This is a genomic window from Collinsella sp. MSK.8.10, assembly GCF_019041915.1.
Lineage (GTDB): Bacteria > Actinomycetota > Coriobacteriia > Coriobacteriales > Coriobacteriaceae > Collinsella.
This window is the reverse complement of record NZ_JAHPYF010000006.1, coordinates 29,891-49,614: the sequence shown is the minus strand read 5'-3', so window position 1 is coordinate 49,614 and position 19,724 is coordinate 29,891. Positions and strand designations below refer to the sequence as shown.

Sequence of the window (19,724 nt, the reverse complement as noted above, 5' to 3'; positions counted from 1 at the left end):
TGTCTTGCTCTTACGGGTCTCAAAGAGAATGGGGCAGCGATGGCTCAACCCAAGATTCTTCTCACACGCATCGATGACCGATTTATTTACGGGCAAGACGTTGAGCTGTGGAATGAGGCGACTGGTTCCAACCTTGTCCTGATCGTCAACGATGAGATCGCGGCGGATTCGCGCCAATGGGCACCCATGAGGGTGGCGGCGCCAGAAGGCGTTTGGACGCGGTTTTTCTCGGTGCAAAGGACTGTCGACATCATTTATACCGCAACGCCGCGCCAATGGATTCTTATCATGGTGGCGTCGCCCACGGATGCGCTCGCACTGGTTAAGGGTGGTGTGCCGATCACCAAGATCAGCATTGGCCATATGCAGGCAGGGGAGGGCAAGCACCCCATAACGCCCGCAGTCGCCGTAGACGGCGCAGATGTCGCCTCCCTCAAAGAGCTGCAAAAGCTCGGCATAGAACTAGAAATTCGCTACCTCCCCAGCTCCAATCCCGACCCCATCCAACTAGTCATTTAAGAACGTCCCCAATGACTAGGTAGCAAAGCGCCCGTCGGCGGTGGTGCCGGCGGGCGCTGCTGTGCGATATGTCGCGCTGTGGGCTTAGTGCCTCATAAAGTGGTATTCGATCACATTGCTGTAGGGGTGACCCGGGCCCACAATGCCCTGCGGGAACAGCGGCTGGTGCGGCGTGTCAGGGTACATCTCTGCCTCGAGGGCAAAGCCGGCGCCCCAGCCATAGTTGGCATCGTCCTTGGCGTGCTCGTCGCCCAGCCAGTTGCCGGTGTAGAGCTGCACGCCCGGGGCGGTGGTGTAGTAATCCAACTCACGACCGGTCCACATCTCCTCGACGTGCATCGCGCGGCGCAGATTACGGCCGTACTGATAGCCATCGATGCACAGGCAGTGATCGTAGCCACGGGCCTGCTTAATCTGCGGGTCGTCGGCTTCCATGCCAGGAGCGACGGGGCGCAGCTCACGGAAGTCAAACGGCGTGCCTTCGACCGGAGCGATCTCGCCGGTGGGGATGTTCTGCTCGTTGATGGGCAGGTAGTGGGCAGCGTTGGCAACAAAGAAGTGCTCGCAGTCCATGCCGGCGTTATGGCCGGCAAGGTTAAAGTACGTGTGGTTGGTCATGGACACGTAGGTGGCGCGGTCGCTCTCGCAGCCATACTCGATGCGAAAGACGCCGGTGCGTGTAACGGTAAACACGGCCGTAAAGGTGCGGTTGCCGGGAAGGCCCAGTTCGCCATCCTCAAGCGAGGTGGTCATGCGCACGGCGTTATGGGCCTCGTCGAGCTCAACGTCCCACACGCGTTTATGCAGACCGTGCTCAAGATCGCTGTGCAGGTTGTTGGCGCCCTCGTTGGCGGGCATATGCCAGTCCGTGCCGGCGATGGTGATCGTGGCGCCCGCGGTGCGGTTTGCCACGGGGCCGATGGTCGCGCCAAAGCAGGCGGGGTTGTCAAAGTAATCCTCGAGCTTATCGAAGCCCAGCACCACATCGCGCACGTTGCCGGGAATGTCGGGCACGTCGATGCCCAACACGGTGGCACCATAGTCCATAATGCGAACGCAGATCTCGGGCCCGTTGAGGGTGTAACGATGAACGGGGGTACCGCACGGCGCGGTGCCGAAAAGCTCGGAAGTGATCATTTGGTTCCTAACATCGAGGTATTTCCGACAAACTGTAGCGCGAACAGGCGAGATTATCACTACACCCCACTAAAGCAGGGGATATTTTTCTCAAAAAAGTGATGATTGGAGCTGTGCGGGCGTTCATTTTTGACGCGCGCGAGTCTGATACAATTTGTTCGTTATTGTTTGAATTGACGTGAGCGTGGAACAGCGAGGACTCATCGTGATTAAAGCGGAGCGACAGGATAAGGTTCGGCAGCTGCTCGAGGAACAGGGAACGGTCTCGGTCAAGGAGATTTCGGATGCGTTAGGTGTCTCGGATATGACGATCCGCCGTGACCTTGAGGAGCTTGCGAGCCTGGGCGAGATCGAGCGCGTGCACGGCGGAGCCCGCAGTGCGCAGAGCCGTCCACACGCTATGCTACGCCATGAGTATTCGCACAGCGAGAAGCGCACGAAACATGCCGAGGAAAAGTTGCAGATTGCGCGCCGTTCTGTGGAGCTTATCGAGGAAGGCTCGACCATCTTTTTGGGCACGGGCACCACGGTTGAGCAGATGGCCTCGATGCTGCCGGCGTTTCGCCTGCGCATTGTGACCAATTCGCTTTCGGTGTTTAACCTGCTCGAGGCGCGCGAAGACTGCGAACTGTGCCTGGTGGGCGGCGTGTACCGTCGCCGCACTGCCGCCTTTGTGGGCCCCACGGCCGAGGACACCTTGCGCGCGCTGGGAATCGACGCAGCCTTTATCGGCGCAAACGGCATTTTGGACGGCGACGTGTCTACGTCTAACATGGAAGAGGGCCGCATCCAGCAGCTCGCCTTTAGCAAGGCCGACTCGCGCTATCTGATCGCCGATTCCAGCAAGATTGGCAAGCGCGACTTCTACACCTTCTGCCGTCTGGACAGCCTGGACGCCGTGGTGTGCGAGCCGGGCATCGCCGCCGAAGATCGTGCCGCCATCGAGGAGCATACGCAGGTCATTTGCTAGCTAGCGCTACGGGATTGCCAACGGGCGATGCGGGAGGACTTTTACCTCCTGTCATTGTGGAAACCAGCGCGTCAGCGCTACGCGATATGACGTGCAAATGAGGACTCCACTATCAAATCGTCTCAACCTGTGACATCTAGACGTCCAAAACCGGTCTTAGTGTTACAGATTGAGACAATTCGGCGGGGTCTACCTTGTTTGTCTCGATCTGTAACGGTTAGGACTTAAAAACTCGGCTACGTGTTACAGATCGAGACAAAAGAAAAAGAACATTAGGACTTGAAAATAAAGTTTTGATAAGGGATTCGCCCAGTTAAGACGGTGCGGCAGACAATTGAGATTAGTTTGCCTCCGGAGTCGTAAGCATAATGAGTCAGTTCGATGACCGGAAGTTTTGCAACACCATAATTACTGGCTTCGGAATCGCTAAGCAGACGTGCTCTATAGCTTTCCCTAACAGATTGGATAGACTTGGACAAGTCGTCCATGATTCTGCTAAATGCCTGAAAATCTAACTGGTTATTCGGAACGCGCGACTTTGAAATGAAGAACGTATCAGCGCCTATGAAGCTGCCTTCAAGTTCGTAGGTCAATTCAAGACGCTGAATTTCATCGCGACTTTGACATCCAAATTGTTGGAGCATCATTACGGAAATTGGACGACCTGATGTGAGGCCGCCGAAATGTTTGGTGATGGCATCCGGATCAACGCCATCGCAATGGCTTGCAAAGTCAAAGTCTAAAAGTGAATTGAGCTCGCTAACGCGTTTCGGTGCAACAAACGATCCCTTACCTTGGATTCGATAGATACTTCCACGACGCTCCAGCTCACTCATGGCAAGTCGGACGGTTGTTCTGCTTACGGCGTATTCGTCGCAGAGTTCCATTTCTGTTGGAAGTTTATCGTCTGCTTCATATTCATCGACGATCTGCTTGAGCAGCGCGTCGGTGAGCTGTAAATAGAGTGGCCGTTTTTCGTGTGTATCGAGCATTAGAGCCTCAGTTTGCATGTTGGTTATACCTGATGGTTGCCTCAGTCGGGATGTAACGTGGGCAAGGTAACCTTAACGTATCACAGAGCGGCTCAGCATGACGATCTGATGCCTGTATCCACGAAGGGCTTGTCCGAGCGTGAAGATATTCTGGGGTAGGCAAATACCGTTCATGGAGTCCCCGATATGTTGGAGGTCAGCGCCGGCTGCTTTTGCTGCAAGGCCTATTTTCTTAATGGTCTCGCTGTCGCAGGAGTCTTGACTCGTCCCGTTTGCCGCCATGACGAGAACCTTCTCTTCAATTGACTTGCCTACGTTGTGGGATCGTACAAAGTCTACGATGGCGCGCAGGTCTGCTTCTTGGAAGCAAGGGACGGTGTAGGGGGCTGGCACGAGAAGGATATCGACGCCGAGGTCAACAAACTTGCGCGCAATTTCGAGCGTCATGACAGGTTCTGCAACGCCCGCTCCATGCATTTTTCCGGCTATGACCAGGCCATTGAAATGCTCTTTGGAGAGTTTAATCGAATGGGCGATTGCATCGTTGGAGACGCCGGTTCCAGGGTTGCCCGTCAGGCAGATAAAATCAAATCCGAGTTCGTTAGCCTTTTCTAAGGTCTTGGGAGAGACGCGACGACCCATGGGGATTTCCGTTCGGGATTCAGACATCTCTGCCTCGTTATCAACTGGCTCCAGATTGACGCCAATGGGCCTTCCGCATGCTCGCTTCACCCAAGTGACCGGGTTTTCATTGAGATCATCTGGAATACCGGCAATAACTGGATCGAACACATCGAGCGCGTTAAACAGAAGCAGGTCGGCACCTGCGGCACGTTCGATTTCTGCATTAGTAACGCCGCCGAGAAATTGGGAAGAGGGTACGTTTTCCGCCATGATGGTACGTCCCTCGGAAGCCAGAATTGCCTGTTTTAGATCCATGGGTGACGTGGCGGCAAAATCGGATGCGGACATGTTCAGTAATCGTTTGGGCATTGTTACTTCCTTTGACTAGAACGACAGGCTTGTGACATTGTCTCTAATATTGTTACAACAATATATTCAATATGTTATATCCAATCGGTGAACGGTTGCAAACTTATTGTACTGCTCGGAAAAAATAGCCCCTAGCTGGGAAAACCTTAAATTAATCAACTACCGTTCACCGAATAAGTATTTGAATTCTTGACATATCGACAAAGCGGAAAAAGAATTGGTTATGACAAATCGCGCAAATGATATTACATTTCGCACAAGAACGTATTCACTTACATAAGTGGATACAAACGGGGACGACGACGGTTGAGTCCGGATAAATCGTTGTGTGCCCGGGAATCATGAAAGGATGTGTTATGGACGCTATCGTCAAATTCCTTGAAAAACACCAGCCCCTCTTCGACAAAATCTCGAGGAACATTTATCTGGTGGCGATTAAGGATGGCTTTCTCTCGAATATGCCAATTGTGCTGTTCTCGAGCCTGTTCCTTCTTCTTTCGACGCTCCCTGCCTATGTAGGCATCACGCTTCCGTCTGAGGTGCTGGATTTCTTCAATAAAATCTATGCATATACCATGGGACTTCTTGGCATTATGGTGGCCGGCACCACGGCGAGCTCACTTGCCATGTCGATGAACCGTCGCATGCCTTCGGGTAAATCTCTCAACCCCACCTCGTGCATGGTTTGTGCCATGTGCGGCATGCTCTTGCTATCGGTGACAAACGATGTTGTCTCGATTGGCGGAGCAGATACATCTGTTTTTGAAACCGGCTATATGGGAACCAAGGGTTTTCTCGCTGCGTTCGTAGCCGCATTCTTGACCGTTAATATCTATAAGGTGTGCATTAGCCATAATGTGACGATCAAGCTTCCCAAAGAGGTCCCTGGCTCTATTGCGCAGAGTTTTCGCGATATCTTTGCATTTGGGTTTTCGATCCTTGCGTGCGCTTTTATCGATCTTGCGAGCCGCAAGCTGCTTGCTGTGCCGTTCGCCAATTTGGTATCCGCTCTCATCTCGCCGCTGTTCTCCGCGGTCGACACCTATCCTGGCATGGCGCTTATCGAAGGCGCGGTCGCGCTTTTCCAATTTATGGGTATCCACGGTGCTTCGGTTGTCATGAGTCCGATCAATGCTGCGCTCTACGGCAATACCGTTACCAATCTTGAGGTTTTCCAAGCAGGTGGACACCCGTCAATTGCTCTCACGCAGGACTTTACAAGCTTCATCGGCGGTCTGGGCGGTTCTGGCTGCACGTTCATCGTTCCTATTATCCTGATCATGTTTATGCGCTCCAAGCAGCTTAAAGCCATGGGCAAGGCATCGATTATCCCGGTGATTTTTGGAGTTAACGAGCCCGTTCTCTTCGGTATGCCGATCGTTCTCAATCCCTATATGTTCGTGCCCTTCCTAGCGGCTCCTATGGTCAACGCCATAATCGGTAAGTTTTTCATTGACGTAATTGGAATGAACGCCCCCATGTATACCATGCCGTGGGCGCTTCCCGGCCCAATTGGTGCGTTCCTCACCACGGGTCTCGATCTGCGTTCTCTCGTATTGATGGCAGTGCTGTTGGTCGTTGACTTTGTGATTTACTATCCGTTCTGCAAGGCGTATGACCATCAGCTTTGTTTGGAAGAGTCTGCAAAGGAGACTGCAGGAACCTCGGATGCAGATGCTATTGCCGCACAGGAAAATGTCGCAAAAGCTCTCGAGGCGGTAAAGGACAAGGCGGAGCAGATCCGCGTGCTTGTGCTTTGCCAGGGTGCCGGCACTTCGACTCTCTTGGCAAATGCTCTTCGCGAAGGTGCCGCTGCTAAGGGTATCGATCTGGTTTCTCAGTCCGGTGCGTACGGAAGCCACTATGAGACGATGAATCAGTACAACGTGATTGTTCTGGCGCCCCAGGCACGCATGTACTATGACGCTATGAAGGCCGATACCGATCGCCTTGGAATTAAACTGCTCACCACAAGGGGCAAGCAGTATATCGACCTTACCAACGATCCCGAAGGTGCAATTGACTGGATCGTTCAGGAGCTGGCCAAATAGTAGATGCACTTCGTCGTTGATCCGTCGGTGTATGGTACGGCCCCGCAGCTTATTGAGCTGCGGGGCCGTATTTCGTTGAGTAGCTAATTGAGACAATGAGCGCAGCCGTCGTGAGATCGCATTGGCGCTCTCCGAGTCACCGACAAGCTGCCTTCCATCTATGTGACCAATTCGCTTTCGGCCTTTAGCCTGCTCGAGGCGCGCGAGGATTGCGAGCTGTGCCTGGTGGGCGGCATGTACCGCCGCCGCACCGCCGCCTTTGTGGGGCTCACGGCCGAGGATACCCTGCGCGCACTAGGGATTGACACGGCTTTTATCGGTGCCAACGGCATTCTGGACGGCGACGTGTCCACGTCCAGCATGGACGAGGGCCGCATCCAGCAGCTCGCCTTTAGCAAGGCCGATACGCGCTACCTCATCGCCGACTCCAGCAAGATCGGCAAGCGCGACTTCTACACCTTCTGCCGCCTGGACAGTTTGGACGCCGTGGTGTGCGAGCCAGGTATCGCCGCCGAGGATCGCACTGCCATCGAGGAGCACACGCAGGTCATCTGCTAGCTAACGCTGCAGACGATACTTCTGTTCTCTGCCGGCGCGGGGATTATCGCTTCACAATGACGCGCAGAATGACATGCATATGCGCTCGGGCCAGGTATTCAGCTTGTGGGCTAGACCAGGCGGGCGTAGTCCTGTGACTGATGAAAGATGTGGGCGATATAGATTGTTTCGTGCTCAAACTTGTATAGACACACGTAGTTGTTGACGGGAAACGATCGGTAATTACGTGCCGCCAGCTCTTGCATGTGCGAGAGGGGACGTAGGAGTGGCTGCTCGCGAAGCAGATCAAGCTGATATTCAAACTCAGCGACAAAATTGCCTGCTGCGCGCGGATTCTTGAGAATCTGGGCAAGGTATCCGACGATACTCTCGTACTCATATCGCGCGCTTTTGAGTATGACGACGTTATAGGTCATATTTGTCTCGTATCGCGGTCGCGAAGGAGTCGTAGTCGCTGTAGTCGCCTTGCGATATTTCGTCTTCTGCCAACATCATACGAGACAGCAGTTTTGCCTTGGCGATTTCTTCTTGCATGAGGCGATACTGGTCGCTGCTGATGCAGTGCATGGCCTCGTAGCCGTTCTTGGTAACGGTAACGTCGCGCTCAGACTCAACAAGTGCGGTGAATGTGGCAGTATCCTTCATATCTCGGACGGGCACACAAGCGGACATGGGAACCTCCTTTGCGTCGTGACATAATTGTACCACGGTGTGTCCAAGCGACCGGTACCGTCGGATCGTCTCGATCTGTAACAGGTAGGGACCAAAAACTCGGCTAGATGTTGCTGATCGAGATTTTGTCTATCCAGCCATCACCTTTGTCTTGATCTGTAACAGTTAGACGGCTAAAAGCGAGTTAGATGTTACAGATTGAGATATTTCTGTCCGGGCGTTCTGCTTGTCTCGATTTGTAACAGTTAGGGTCGAAAATCCCTGCTAGATGTTACAGATCGAGACAAACGGCCTGCTCGGGCCGAGCCAAAACAAAAAGGCCGCATGCGAACCCGTGGAGGGATTCGCATGCGGCCGACAGGGGGTATGCGGCGGAAACTAGGCCATAAGCAGGCCGGTCTCCGCGACGTTCTTGTACCAGTACGCGCTCGCCTTGGGATAGCGCTTCTGGGTCTCAAAGTCGATGTAGAACAGGCCGTAGCGCTTGTTATAGCCGTTGGTCCAGGAGAACTGGTCCTGCAGCGACCACACAAAGTAGCCGTCGACGTTCACGCCGCCGTCGATTGCCTTGAGGATCCACGCGAGATGCTGACGCATGTAGTCGATACGAGGGGCGTCATCGATAAAGCCATCCTCGAAGTCGTCCTTATAGCCCATGCCGTTCTCGGTGATGTAGATCTTCTTGTAGTTGGGGTAATCGTTCTTAATGCGGAGCAGCAGGTCGTAGAGGCCCTCGGGATAGATGATCCAGTCCCAATCGGTGGTGGGTATGCCTTCGCGCACGCATGACTCGCCCACGCCCTTGAGGAACCAGCGCGAGGAGCCCTTGTCGCCGGTGCCATTGTGGTTGATGTCGTTTTCGCCCTCGGCGGCACGCAGGAACTGGCACTTGTAGGTGTTGACGCCCAGGCAATCGTTGTAGGGGAGCGCGGCGGTCAGCGCGGCGATGTCCTCGTCGCGGACGTCGAGCTCGCCGCCGGCGATATGAGCCAGCTTGGTCGCAGCCTCCATGGTATCGGCTGCATAGTGGCCGCGGAAGGTGGCGTCGAGTACCCAGCGGTTGTTGATGACGTCGGCCATGCGAGCCGCCTCGCAGTCGGCAGCGCTGTTGGGATCGAGGGGATACTTGGGCTCCAGGTTCTGGACAATGCCGATCTCGCCCTCAAAGCCGCCCTCATGGAAGGCGACGACAGCCTTGGCGTGGGCCACCATCATGTTGTGCATGAGCTGGAAGGCCTTGTCCAGGCGGTACTTCTCGCCGTGCGGCCAGTTGCCGACGATAAAGCTGCCCTCGGCGGTTGCGGGAATCTCGTTAAAGGTAAACCAGTGCTTGACCTCGGTGAACTCGGCAAAGCAGAACTTGGCGTACTCGACGAAGGCATCGATCGTCGTGCGCGTCAGGAATCCCTCGCCGCCGTCCTGGTAGAAGACCTCGGGCGTATCGAAGTGATCGAGCGTGACATAGGGGATAACGCCAGCTTTGTTGCAGGTGGCGAAAAGCTCGTGATAGAAAGCGACGCCCTCGGGGTTAATCTCGCCGGTGCCACTGGGGAAGATACGGCTCCAAGCGATGGAGACACGGATGCCGTTGATGCCGAAGCGCTGGCACAGGTCGATATCGACCGGATACTTGTTGTAGAAATCGCTTGCGGGGTCGGGGGAGAAGCGACCCTGGGCAGCCAGGAAATCGTCCCAGGGCACTTTGCCCTTGCCGTGCGTGCGGGTCTCGCCCTCAACCTGGTAAGCAGCGGTGGCGCCGCCAAACACAAAGCCGTCGGGGAACTGCATGGGGTTGGTCATGAGTCATCCTTTCAGTGGGATACGGAATAGGGGGAAGTGCCCGAACTGGGGATCCGGGCACCAACAGAGGGAGGAAGCTAGTCGAGGTTCTCGCGGAGCCACTTGATGGCGCCAGCGGGGTCGCGAGTAAGGTCGATATATTCCTTACCGCGGGGAGCGAGCAGCTTAATGCCCAGACGATCGGTGTCGGCCTTCATGTCGTTGTAGTAGCTACGAACCTGCGGGGCGAGCACGATGACGTCGTACTGATCCATGATGGCAGTGTGCTGACCATAGGCGCCTGCGGAGGAAGCGATGTTCTCTCCGGTCTGTGCCGCACCTTCCTTGATGGCGTTGGCGAGCATGGCAGAGGTGCCGGCGCCGGCGCACAGGACGAGGACCTTCAGGCCGTCGACATCCTTCTTGGCGGATGCATCGGCAGCGGGCTCGGGCTGATCGGCGACAGGCTTGCTGTCGGCGGCGGCAACAGTCGTCTCGACGGAAGCGGTAGCCTGCTCGACAGCGGGCGCAGGGGCGTTGGCGGCGATGGCAGCGGCACCATCGGACTCGAGACCCAGCTCGGCGGCGCGCTCGGCCTCCTGGTCGCAGAGCAGCTTATCGTATGCCTTCAAGAACGGCAGGTAGATGATGGCGTCCAGCAAGATGATGATCGCGACAAATACCAGGGCGATAAGCTGGAAGTTCGTGGTGATGAAGATGCCGATGGGGGCAGGGGTAGCCCAAGGCACCACGAAGGAGAAGCCGTTCATGCCCACATTGTCGATAAAGAACTTGGCAACACTCACGTTGACGCAACCGGCGGCAACAAAGGGGATGAGCATGTAGGGGTTAAGGATCATCGGCGCGCCAAAGAGCAGCGGTTCGTTGACAGCGAAGGCAACAGGAACAATCGAGGCCTTACCGACGGCCTTGAGCTGCTTGGACTTCATAAAGAGAATCAGCAGAAGCGGCACGATGAACGTGGCGCCGGTGCCGCCGAACTCACCCACGAGCGACATGTTAAAGGTGAGGGAGTGGGCGGGGTGGCCGCCTGCCAGCAGAACCTGCAGGTTCTCGGCCTGGTTGGCAAGACGGATGGGGTCGATGCCCGGCTGGACGATCGAGGGGCCGTGGACGCCGATGAACCAGAAGAACGCGGTGGCTGCCTGGATAAGGATAAGGCCAGGATAGGTTTCTGCAGCGGTAAAGAGCGGGGAGAGCAGCTTGATAAGCAGCTCGGAGAACGGAACGCCCATGAGGTTGCGCACGATGACATCGATGATGCCGCAGATGATGACGGCACCGCCAAAGGGGATAATGTCGCGGAAGTTCTGAGCGATGGCGCCCGGGACCTCCTTGGGCAGCTTAATGGTCAGATCGCGCGAGACGCAGAATTTGTAGACCCACACGGTAATGAACGCGGCGATATAGGCCGAGAACAGACCGCGCGTACCCATGCTGGTGCAATCGAAGACCGAAAGTTCGGAGCCGTTGAACTTGGTGGTGAACTGCGTGACTGCGAGCAGCAGCATGCTGCACTGGGCGGCAACCATGGTGGAGCCGTCGTTGAGCACCTTGCCGGCGGGCATGCGACGGTTCATGGAAGCCGTAAAGTTCTTGGCAGTGGTGCCGGCAACCATGATGCCCATGACGCCCATGGTGAAGTTGTACAGCTTGTTGCACCAGTCGATGAGCGGCTGGGGCAGCGTGATGCCAACGACGCCAGGAAGGGTGGCGATCAACAGAAAGATCGAAGAGGTGAGGACGATGGGCATGCACCCAAGGAATCCGTCCTTAATGGCCTGGAGGTAGACGTTCCTCGAGATCTTCTCAAAGAACGGTTGATGCTTTTCGAGCATCTTTACGATGGCGTCCATAGAGCTCCTTTGCTACTTGATGCGCGATGCATGTGGATGGAACTGGTCGTCGATGGATGGTCAGGACTGCCCGGAAACCTTCCTGCTTAAGGAAGGCATTGCGAAATGACAACGTTGTCATTTCGTTAATGACAACGTAAGACATTTTTGGAAGAGCAACAAGGATTTACGGGTGAGTGGTCGATATTGTCCGGTAAACGGTTGATTTGTCAGTCAGGCAGGTAGTGTATGCTAGAACGCAAAATAACAAGCGATGCAAGACCGACTGGAGAAGTAGTGGCAACGATGGACAAGAAAAATGTCTCAATGAATGATGTGGCAGTTGCCGCGGGTGTTTCTCTCAAGACGGTTTCGCGTGTGATCAACGAGCCCGATAGCGTACGAGAGTCGACACGCGATAAGGTCCATGCGGCCATGGAGGCGCTTGGGTTCCGGGCGAATTTTGCCGCGCGTTCACTCAAGTTGGGCCGTTACGGGTGCATCGGCGTCGTGCTGTTTCACTTGTCGGGCGGCGCCGTGGACATGATTGACGGTATCGCCGATGCCGCCGAAGAGCGAGGCTTTGCTCTCACGATGATCAAAAAGCGGGCGGGGGAGAAGATGACCCTTGCCGAAGCGGCGCGTAGGATGTCGCAGCTTCCCGTCGACGGCATGATTTTCAACCTGCGCCAGATGGTCGATGACTTTGATACCTTTGAGGCACCGAAAGACCTCAAGACGGTGATTATCACGCCGATGGAGCATCCTGCCTGCTCTACCGTTAGTGACGATCAAGAGGGTGGTGCGCGCATGGCGTGCGAGTACTTCTTAAATCGTGGGCACAAGAACGTATACTTCGTCTCTGGTAAGAAAGAGGCGCTGTCGAGCCAGTGTCGTATGAAAGGTTGGCGTGCGGCACTCGAGGCGCGTGGCATTGAGCCGCCCGAGCCTCTGCAAGGCGATTGGAATGCGGATAGTGGCTATGCCGCGGGCCTTGTGCTTGCCGATAAACCCGATTGCACGGCGGTCCTCGCTGCTAACGACTGCATGGCAAACGGCGTGATGATGGCTCTACGTGACAAGGGTCTGAGTGTGCCCGATGATGTGTCCGTGATCGGCTTTGACGATGAACTCTACAAGACGATTCCCAACTCGATTCTGACGTCGGTGAAGTTTCGCCACCGCGAGCTGGGCGTCCGTGCGCTTAACGAGGTCGTCGCAGGTCTGGAAGCCCCGAGCTCCAGAAGCCGTACGCTTGTCTCGGGTGTGCTGGTCGAGCGTTCCAGCGTAAAGGACCTGCGGGCGTAGACGTGCTTCGCTCGTTTGTCTCAATCTGTAACAGTTTGGACCCAAAATCTCGGCCAAATGTTACAGATCGAGACAGACGGCTTTCGACCCGCCCAAAAAAGGCCGGGGGCGGCGCGCCGTGTGACGTGCCGCCCCTGGCTGAGAAATGGGGACAGGTTATGTGGGCAGGCGACCCCGCCAGCCGCTAGTCCAGACGACGGGTCTGCGCCACGTGCTTATACCAGTATGCGCTTGCCTTGGGCGTGCGCTTCTGGGTTTCAAAGTCAACGTAGAAGAAGCCGTAACGCTTGTTGTAACCATTGGTCCAGGAGAACTGATCCTGCAGGCTCCACAGGAAGTAGCCACCCACGTTGACGCCCACCTCCATGGCCTTGAGCAACCAGCGCAGGTGCTGCTCGATGTAGTCGATGCGCGGCTGATCGTCCACAAAACCGTCCTTGTAGGGGTCCTTGTAGCCCATGCCGTTCTCGGTGATGAAAATCTGCTTGTAGTTGGGGTAGCGCTGCTTAATGTAGACGAGCAGATCGAACAGGCCCTCGGGATAGATGATCCAGTCCCAGTCGGTGGTGGGGATGCCAGGCTTGTTCACATGCTCGCCAATACCCTTGACGCGCCAGCGGCCAGTGCCCTTCTCGCCCGTACCGTTGTGGTGCAGGTCGTTCTCGCCGTCGTAAGCCTTCAAGAAGCGGCACTGGTAGTTGTTAACGCCCAGGTAGTCGTTGTAGAGCGCGGCCTCGCGCATAATCTCGAGGTCCTCGTCCAGGATCTCGATGGTGCCGCCCGAGACGGCAGCCAGGCGGTTGGCGCACTCGAGCGTATCGGGCGCATAGTCGCCGCGGAAGGTGGCGTCGAGCAAAAACTGGTTCTGCAGCACGTGCTCGTTGTTGGCGGCTTTGATGTCGGCGGGGTCGTTCTCGTTGAGCGGATACTTAAATTCCAGCGACTGAATGACGCCGATCTTGCCCTTAAAACCGCCGTTGTGGAAGGCCAGTACTGCCTTGGCGTGGGCGAGCATCATGTTGTGCTCGCACTGGAAGGCCTCGGCCAGATGTGCCTTAACGCCACCGGGGAAGGTGCCCTCGATGTAGGTGTTGGAGGCGTCGGCCCAGATCTCGTTAAAGGTGAACCAGTAGGTCACCTGGTCGGCGTACTCCTTAAAGCAGAAGGTGGCAAAGTCCACAAAGGCGTCGATGGTCTCGCGGTTGAGGAAGTCGCCCTTCTCAAAGAGGGGCAGCGGCGTATCGAAGTGATGCAGCGTGACAAACGGCTCAACGTGGTGCTTGTGGCACTCGGCGAAGAGGTCGTGGTAGAACTGGACACCCTCGGGGTTGATTTCGCCGGTGCCGTTGGGGAAGATGCGGCTCCAGGCGATGGAGAGGCGGATGCCGTTGATACCGAACTCCTCGCACAGCTCCAAGTCGACGGGGTACTGGTTGTAGAAGTCCGAAGCGGGATCGGGGGAGAAGCGCCCCTGGGCCTCCAGGAAGTCGTCCCAGGCAACCTTGCCCTTACCGTGGGTGCGGGTCTCGCCCTCTACCTGGTAGGCAGCGGTGGCGCCGCCAAAGACAAAGTCCTCGGGAAACTGCGCAGGCGGGTTGGTGACGCTAGCGGGGTTAACGGACATGATGATCCAATCGTCTAAATCGAAGGGCCAGCCGGTCTTGGATGGTCGGCTGGCCCTGAGCGTTACTTACTTCGAGAGTTGCTCGCTTACGAAGGCGAGAGACTTGTCGCCGTTCTGGGAGAGCTCGATGTACTGCTTACCGCGGCAGGCGACGCATTTGTTGCCCACGCGCTCGCAGTCCTTCTGCAGGTCGGCCAGGTAGCTTGCGGCCTGCGGGGCCAGGACGACCAGGTCAAAGTCGGGGAGCATGTCAACGTGGTTGCCATAGGCCTCGGCAGCGGTCTCAAGATTGATGCCGCGCTCTTTGGCAGCCTTGGCCAGCGCGTTGGCGAGAAGGCCCGAGGTACCGCCGCCCTGGCAGAGCACGAGCACGCGCTTGCCGTTGAGGTCGCTGGCGGTCGTTGCCTCGGTGGCGACAGCGGCGGGGGCGTCGGCCTTCACGGCCTCGGCAGCAGCGCCGGCGGCAACGCTCTTGGCGTCAGCCTTGCCCTGGAAGGCATCGTTGAGCTTGGCGGCCTTCTCGGCGTTCTTGGCGGCGAGCTCCTCCTCGGAAATCTCGGCCTCCTCGGCGCACTTCTGGGCGTCGTAGGCACGGAAGAACGGGTAGTACAGAACGAAGTCGACGACCAGGATAAGGGCGAGCATCACAAAGGCGAGCGGCTGGAAGCCCAGGCCCATGATGGTGCCGATGGGGCCGGGGACGGTCCAAGGCAGAGTGTACATAAAGCCGTTCATGCCCAAGAAGTCGATAAAGATCTTGAGGATCCAGATGTTGGCGATCGGTGCAAAGACAAACGGGACAAAGAAGACGGGGTTGAGCACGATGGGCGCGGCGAACAGCAGCGGCTCGTTGACGGCAAAGCAGACAGGGACGATGGCGGCCTTACCGACGGCGCGCATCTCCTGGGACTTAGCCAGGAAGCAGAACATAAAGACCAGGACGAGTGTGGCGCCGGTGCCGCCCATGCAGACGACGAAGTACTGGGCACCCTGGGTCAGGACAGCGGAAGCGTGCTGGCCAGCCTGGAACGCAGCTAGGTTGTCGGTCATGTTGGCAACGAGAGCGGCGGCGATGGCGGGCTCGACGATCGAGGGGCCGTGGACGCCGACGAACCAGAAGAGGCTCATGGCGCCGTAAATCACAGCGAGGCCGATATAGCCGTCGGCAGCGGTGAACAGGGGCTGGAACACCTGGATGACGCCCTGGGCAAAGCAGAAGCCAAAAGCAGCGCGGAAGACGATGTCAAAGACCCAAAAGACGGTAATGCAGACGGAGAAGGGGATGATGTCCTTAAAGGTCTGCGAGATGTTGGGCGGAACCTGCTCGGGCATCTTGACGGTGATGTTGCGCTTAATGAAGAACTTGTAGATGATGCCGGTCACAAACGCAGCGATAAAGGCGGTCAGCAGGCCCTTGGAACCAAGGTAGGTGGTGTTGAAGCCGCTGGCGGCGTCCGTGGCGATGGTGTCGCTCGAAAGGAGCAAGAAGCCGATGATGGCCGCGCACATGCATGAGATAAAGTTAATCTGGTTATTCTTGGGCAGGTCGCGGTTCTGAGCGTCGGCGAAGTGCTTGGCCGTGGTGGCGGCGCAGGCGATGGCCAGGATGCCCATGGAGTAGTTGTAGCACTTCCACAGAGCGTTGTTGATGTCATCGGGCCAGTAGAAACCCCAGATGTTGGGGACCGAGGCTACCAGGCAGAAGATGGACGAAAAGATGATGATGGGGATGACGGAGATAAAGCCGTCGCGGATCGCCTTGAGGTACTTGTTGCGGGCGATCGCGTTGAAAAAGGGCTGGCCCTTTTCGATGATGGCGATGAGTTGCTCCATGCAATGCTCCTAAGAGTCGGTGGGTTAGCAACGATGGTAGCTTTTGACGTTCGGTTGCTAAAATGTTGACGTTGCCATTTTGTGACACAAAAAAGGACGCGAACCGGTGGTTCCTGTGCCTGCGAACCGTCGATTCCTTACGCGTAAACGTTTGAGCCGCCCGGTGGCTCTGTGTTTGCACAATGGCAACGTTAACATTTGGGCGACAAAAGCCGTTCGGGGAAGCAAAAATGTCGGTGAACGGTAGGTTTTGGGTGGTGAGCGTATGGTGGGGGAGGCGTTAGATATACTTGAAGACGTTTCATTTGACTGCGTAGGGTGCCACTAATGGCATCGTTGACATAGAAAGATCGACCTATGGCCGCTGTTAAAAAATCGGTATCCGTCAAAGACGTGGCGCGCCTCGCGGGCGTCTCGGAGCAGACGGTCTCGCGCACCGTGCACGATTCGCCCAGTGTGCGCCCCGAGACCAAGGAACGCGTGCGTGCCGCCATGCGCGAGCTGGGGTATCGCCCCAATTTTGCCGGTCGATCGCTGCGCCGTGGCAAGTTTAAGACCGTCGGCGTCGCCATGTTCAACATTACCGGTACCGGCAACCTCGACCGTATGGAGGGCTTTGCCGCCGCGGCCGACAAACATGGCTATGCCATCACCCTCACTAAAGTAGATGGACATCCCTATACCCTCGAGAGCGCATCGTCGCGTATGAGCGCGCTGCCGGTAGACGGCATGGTCGTGATCATGAATCGCATGCCAGCGGACTTTGGCACCTTCGAGCCGCTGCCCGGCATGCAGACGGTGCTCGTTACGATGCTGGAGCACCCGCTCTGTTCAACGGTCGATAACGACCAGTTCGATTGCTCGCGCCAGGTGGTCGAGTACTTGCTGGGGCGGGGGCACAAAACCGTGCACTTTATCTCGTGTCCCGAGCGCTCGCTTTCGGGCATGCGGCGCGAGGAAGGCTGGCGCGAGACATTGCGCGCGCATGGAATTGAGCCGCCGCGACTCGTCCGTGGGGATTGGACGGCACAGAGCGGATATGCTGCCGGTCAGGCTCTGGCGGAAGATCCGACCTGTACGGCCATTTATGCTTCCAACGATGCCATGGCATACGGCTGCATTCGCGGGCTCGAGTCATGCGGAAGGCGTGTGCCCGAGGACGTGAGTGTGGTGGGTGTTGATGACAGCCTGGGCGATATCGTGCCCGACCGTCGCCTGACCACGGTGCGCTTTGACAACAAGCGCGTCGGCATGTGGGCGGTCGACAAGATTGCCGACGCCGATGGGGGTGCGTCTGGCGTGGAGCACATGCTGATCCCCGGTGTGCTAGTAGAGGGCGATACGGTGCGCGATTTGTGTTAGGGTGCGGTCCTGTTGGGTTGCCGATAATTGTGTTTGATATTGTTCAGATTGGTTTAAAAACCGTTCACGGGCGAAAAGTGACCGTTCATAGCTCGAAATTACGTTTTGAGCTGTTCTTTTTTGTTTGAATGTTATTGTTTCTGTCATACACAACGCAGCGCGTATGCCCGGACGCGATGCTCTCCATTGGTTCATATGTGAAAGGAACGCAACATGGCAACCAAAGAAGAAATCTCGATGGTTGGATTCGAGATTGTCGCATACGCAGGTGACGCCCAGACCGATCTGCTTGCAGCGCTCGATGCTGCTCGCGAGGGTGACTTTGAGAAGGCCGAACAGCTGCACAAGGATGCCAGCGATGCACTTATCGGCGCCCACGACACGCAGACCAAGCTGCTTTCGCAGGAGGCCGGCGGTGGCGAGATGGAGATGACCTTCATCATGGCTCACGCTCAGGACACTCTCATGACCACTATGATCCTGGAGAAGCAGACCCGCTTTACCATCGATGCCTACAAGCGCATCGCCGAGCTCGAGGCCAAGCTCGCCTAACGAGCCCTCACAACCAAGTCCCCTTTCAAAAGCTCTGCCGCTACCCGCGGCAGAGCTTTTTCTGTCCTCCTCCAAGTTGCGGTGAAATGGGGACTGAATAGGGGCCGGCGGGCGCAAAACAATCCCTATTCCACCGCAACTCATCCCGAGATAGTCATTGAGGACGTTCTTAAACGACTAGTCGTTGGGGGCAGTCTTGGAGCTTCTGCACGCCCTCCCGTTCGGTTTTTCGATGGGTGGGTATACTTCCATCCGCAATGCAGGCCGGAATGAGGAGGTGTCCAAATGCCGGACAACGGATTGATTCAAAAGACAGATGCGCACGAGATGGCTCATGGGCGTCCTGTCCAGATAACCGAGCATACGACGGTAACCGAGCTGCAGCCCAGCCTGTCCGATGTCGTGTGCGCAAACAAAAAGCTGCAGATTGGCTTTATCGTTGCGCTCGTGGTACTGGCGCTGTTGTCGGGCTTTGTAGCTCGTCCGCATTTTGCCGATACCAAGACTTGGGACTCCACCATCGAGGTCATCGATCAAAAGAAGGGCAATGTTTTGGCGCTCACAACCTCGTGCGTCGCCCTATCTGCGGGTATCACTGCGCTGCCGGGCGATACAGGAACGCCAGTTGCCGAGCAGCTCGCGCAGCTTTCGGGAAACTTGGGTATCGTGCTTGCCGTGCTCTACCTTGAAAAATATCTGCTGACCATTTTATGGTCGGTCGGGCTGGGCATCCTGATTCCGTTCTCGCTCGTACTCTTCGCGGTGTCGCTTGGCATTCACGGACGCTGGAGCACGAGCGCAGTCATTCGCCGCGTGGCAACGCGTGTGCTGGTGGTCGCCATGATCGGCATGGCGCTTGTACCCGCGAGCGTGTGGGTATCGCAAAAGGTCGATGAGACGTATCAGGTGAGTATCGAGCAGACAGAGCAAAAGGCGACTGAAGCGAGCAAGACGAGCTCCACAAAGAGCGAAAAGAAGTCTGAGACTACGGAAAACAAGAATGTACTTGAGCAGCTGACCGATGGGGCATCGAGTCTACTTACATCGGTGACCGACAGTGCCAAGCAGATGACCGACGAGATCGTGCAGCAGGTGACCGATCTGATTGAAGGCGTCATCGTGATGATCGTGACTTCGTGCGTTATCCCGCTGCTGGTGCTCGTGGCGTTCCTGTGGCTGGGCCACGTGCTGCTGGGGATCGATATTTCCGGCCCGGCGAACTATTTGACGGGTCGTTTCTTGAGCGCTCCGTCCAAGCACGCCAAAAAGGGCGGGCAGTCCGAGTAGCTAAAACAGCTGTATATACCGGGGAATACCGCCGAAGGGCGGCGAGACACGTTCTCGGCCGCCCTTTTGTTTGTTGAATACGCGGTCGCTACGTCCGCGCCGGGCTCAAACGGCCAGCAATCATCCGTAAACGGTATTTGTCAAAAAAGAACAAAGATAAACAAATAATTCTTGCAGTTGATGTTCGAATGTGTTCAAATAAACATGAACAGTGAAGAACCGCACATTCAG

Annotated in this window: 17 protein-coding genes; 8 read left to right on the top strand and 9 right to left on the bottom strand. The window is 56.5% G+C overall.

Translation table 11 applies throughout. The features are described 5' to 3' along the window. The first annotated feature begins 39 nt into the window (after nt 1–39). A complete protein-coding gene (locus KTF55_RS07360) occupies nt 40–519 on the top strand; it encodes a PTS sugar transporter subunit IIB (protein WP_217108206.1) in 480 nt (159 codons plus the stop codon). A gap of 84 nt (nt 520–603) precedes the next feature. On the opposite strand, the gene KTF55_RS07355 is transcribed toward KTF55_RS07360, so the two are convergent. Next, nucleotides 604–1,656 (bottom strand): aldose epimerase family protein, encoded by a 1,053-nt coding sequence (locus KTF55_RS07355; protein ID WP_217108205.1) that lies wholly within the window; start codon nt 1,654–1,656, stop codon nt 604–606. 205 nt (nt 1,657–1,861) lie between these two features. Here KTF55_RS07355 and KTF55_RS07350 point away from each other — a divergent pair, with 205 nt between their 5' ends. Next, entirely contained in the window at nt 1,862–2,626 is a 765-nt protein-coding gene (locus KTF55_RS07350) for a DeoR/GlpR family DNA-binding transcription regulator (protein WP_217108204.1), read from the top strand. 272 nt (nt 2,627–2,898) lie between these two features. Here the strand turns inward: KTF55_RS07350 and KTF55_RS07345 are convergent, their stop codons facing one another. Both KTF55_RS07345 and KTF55_RS07340 read right to left on the bottom strand, forming a co-directional pair. Next, complete coding sequence (locus KTF55_RS07345; protein WP_217108203.1) at nt 2,899–3,636, bottom strand: GntR family transcriptional regulator; 738 nt, start codon at nt 3,634–3,636, stop codon at nt 2,899–2,901. 54 nt (nt 3,637–3,690) lie between these two features. Next, nucleotides 3,691–4,590 carry a hypothetical protein gene (locus KTF55_RS07340; RefSeq protein WP_006234814.1) on the bottom strand — a complete coding sequence of 300 codons (900 nt, stop codon included), beginning with the start codon at nt 4,588–4,590 and terminating at the stop codon, nt 3,691–3,693. 377 nt (nt 4,591–4,967) lie between these two features. Between KTF55_RS07340 and KTF55_RS07335 the strand changes: the two genes are divergently transcribed. Both KTF55_RS07335 and KTF55_RS07330 read left to right on the top strand, forming a co-directional pair. Further along, on the top strand, nt 4,968–6,662 hold the full coding sequence (locus tag KTF55_RS07335; RefSeq protein ID WP_217108202.1) for a PTS lactose transporter subunit IIBC: 1,695 nt from the start codon (nt 4,968–4,970) through the stop codon (nt 6,660–6,662). Nucleotides 6,663–6,824: 162 nt separating this feature from the next. Further along, entirely contained in the window at nt 6,825–7,220 is a 396-nt protein-coding gene (locus KTF55_RS07330; RefSeq protein WP_226790635.1) for a hypothetical protein, read from the top strand. A gap of 110 nt (nt 7,221–7,330) precedes the next feature. Here KTF55_RS07330 and KTF55_RS07325 read toward each other — a convergent pair whose 3' ends face one another. From KTF55_RS07325 to KTF55_RS07310, 4 genes are all read right to left on the bottom strand, one after another. Then, complete coding sequence (locus KTF55_RS07325; RefSeq protein ID WP_117583553.1) at nt 7,331–7,636, bottom strand: type II toxin-antitoxin system RelE/ParE family toxin; 306 nt, start codon at nt 7,634–7,636, stop codon at nt 7,331–7,333. Further along, complete coding sequence (locus tag KTF55_RS07320; RefSeq protein WP_217108201.1) at nt 7,626–7,892, bottom strand: type II toxin-antitoxin system Phd/YefM family antitoxin; 267 nt, start codon at nt 7,890–7,892, stop codon at nt 7,626–7,628. The genes KTF55_RS07325 and KTF55_RS07320 overlap by 11 nt, the downstream gene beginning before the upstream one ends. Nucleotides 7,893–8,270: 378 nt before the next feature. After that, the gene (gene lacG, locus KTF55_RS07315) at nt 8,271–9,692 is read right to left on the bottom strand and encodes a 6-phospho-beta-galactosidase (RefSeq protein WP_217108200.1); all 1,422 of its coding nucleotides are present in this window, start codon (nt 9,690–9,692) and stop codon (nt 8,271–8,273) included. A gap of 77 nt (nt 9,693–9,769) precedes the next feature. After that, nucleotides 9,770–11,548, bottom strand: a complete 1,779-nt coding sequence (locus KTF55_RS07310) for a PTS lactose transporter subunit IIBC (RefSeq protein ID WP_217108199.1) — start codon at nt 11,546–11,548, stop codon at nt 9,770–9,772. Between the two features lie 285 nt (nt 11,549–11,833). On the opposite strand from KTF55_RS07310, the gene KTF55_RS07305 reads away from it, so the two are divergent. Continuing rightward, entirely contained in the window at nt 11,834–12,835 is a 1,002-nt protein-coding gene (locus tag KTF55_RS07305) for a LacI family DNA-binding transcriptional regulator (RefSeq protein ID WP_217108198.1), read from the top strand. Between the two features lie 184 nt (nt 12,836–13,019). Here KTF55_RS07305 and lacG (KTF55_RS07300) read toward each other — a convergent pair whose 3' ends face one another. Together lacG (KTF55_RS07300) and KTF55_RS07295 are read right to left on the bottom strand one after the other, a co-directional pair. Further along, a complete protein-coding gene (lacG, locus tag KTF55_RS07300) occupies nt 13,020–14,459 on the bottom strand; it encodes a 6-phospho-beta-galactosidase (RefSeq protein WP_022094685.1) in 1,440 nt (479 codons plus the stop codon). A gap of 66 nt (nt 14,460–14,525) precedes the next feature. After that, nucleotides 14,526–16,292, bottom strand: a complete 1,767-nt coding sequence (locus KTF55_RS07295) for a lactose/cellobiose PTS transporter subunit IIB (RefSeq protein ID WP_217108197.1) — start codon at nt 16,290–16,292, stop codon at nt 14,526–14,528. Nucleotides 16,293–16,649: 357 nt separating this feature from the next. On the opposite strand from KTF55_RS07295, the gene KTF55_RS07290 reads away from it, so the two are divergent. The 3 genes from KTF55_RS07290 to KTF55_RS07280 all read left to right on the top strand — a co-directional run bounded on the left by KTF55_RS07290 (nt 16,650) and on the right by KTF55_RS07280 (nt 19,493). After that, the gene (locus KTF55_RS07290) at nt 16,650–17,654 is read left to right on the top strand and encodes a LacI family DNA-binding transcriptional regulator (protein WP_217108196.1); all 1,005 of its coding nucleotides are present in this window, start codon (nt 16,650–16,652) and stop codon (nt 17,652–17,654) included. Between the two features lie 213 nt (nt 17,655–17,867). After that, entirely contained in the window at nt 17,868–18,206 is a 339-nt protein-coding gene (locus KTF55_RS07285) for a PTS lactose/cellobiose transporter subunit IIA (protein ID WP_006234827.1), read from the top strand. A 285-nt stretch (nt 18,207–18,491) separates the two neighbouring features. Continuing rightward, the gene (locus KTF55_RS07280; protein WP_217108195.1) at nt 18,492–19,493 is read left to right on the top strand and encodes a hypothetical protein; all 1,002 of its coding nucleotides are present in this window, start codon (nt 18,492–18,494) and stop codon (nt 19,491–19,493) included. The last annotated feature ends 231 nt before the right edge of the window (nt 19,494–19,724 follow it).

Coding starts and splice junctions, on each gene's coding strand:
- KTF55_RS07325 (WP_117583553.1), bottom strand. CDS start 7,636: ATGACCTATAACGTCGTCATACTCAAAAGCGCGCGATATGAGTACGAG.
- KTF55_RS07290 (WP_217108196.1), top strand. CDS start 16,650: ATGGCCGCTGTTAAAAAATCGGTATCCGTCAAAGACGTGGCGCGCCTC.
- KTF55_RS07295 (WP_217108197.1), bottom strand. CDS start 16,292: ATGGAGCAACTCATCGCCATCATCGAAAAGGGCCAGCCCTTTTTCAAC.
- KTF55_RS07305 (WP_217108198.1), top strand. CDS start 11,834: ATGGACAAGAAAAATGTCTCAATGAATGATGTGGCAGTTGCCGCGGGT.
- KTF55_RS07285 (WP_006234827.1), top strand. CDS start 17,868: ATGGCAACCAAAGAAGAAATCTCGATGGTTGGATTCGAGATTGTCGCA.
- KTF55_RS07310 (WP_217108199.1), bottom strand. CDS start 11,548: ATGGACGCCATCGTAAAGATGCTCGAAAAGCATCAACCGTTCTTTGAG.
- lacG (WP_217108200.1), bottom strand. CDS start 9,692: ATGACCAACCCCATGCAGTTCCCCGACGGCTTTGTGTTTGGCGGCGCC.
- KTF55_RS07340 (WP_006234814.1), bottom strand. CDS start 4,590: ATGTCCGCATCCGATTTTGCCGCCACGTCACCCATGGATCTAAAACAG.
- KTF55_RS07360 (WP_217108206.1), top strand. CDS start 40: ATGGCTCAACCCAAGATTCTTCTCACACGCATCGATGACCGATTTATT.
- KTF55_RS07345 (WP_217108203.1), bottom strand. CDS start 3,636: ATGCAAACTGAGGCTCTAATGCTCGATACACACGAAAAACGGCCACTC.
- KTF55_RS07355 (WP_217108205.1), bottom strand. CDS start 1,656: ATGATCACTTCCGAGCTTTTCGGCACCGCGCCGTGCGGTACCCCCGTT.
- KTF55_RS07320 (WP_217108201.1), bottom strand. CDS start 7,892: ATGTCCGCTTGTGTGCCCGTCCGAGATATGAAGGATACTGCCACATTC.
- KTF55_RS07280 (WP_217108195.1), top strand. CDS start 18,492: ATGCCGGACAACGGATTGATTCAAAAGACAGATGCGCACGAGATGGCT.
- KTF55_RS07335 (WP_217108202.1), top strand. CDS start 4,968: ATGGACGCTATCGTCAAATTCCTTGAAAAACACCAGCCCCTCTTCGAC.
- lacG (WP_022094685.1), bottom strand. CDS start 14,459: ATGTCCGTTAACCCCGCTAGCGTCACCAACCCGCCTGCGCAGTTTCCC.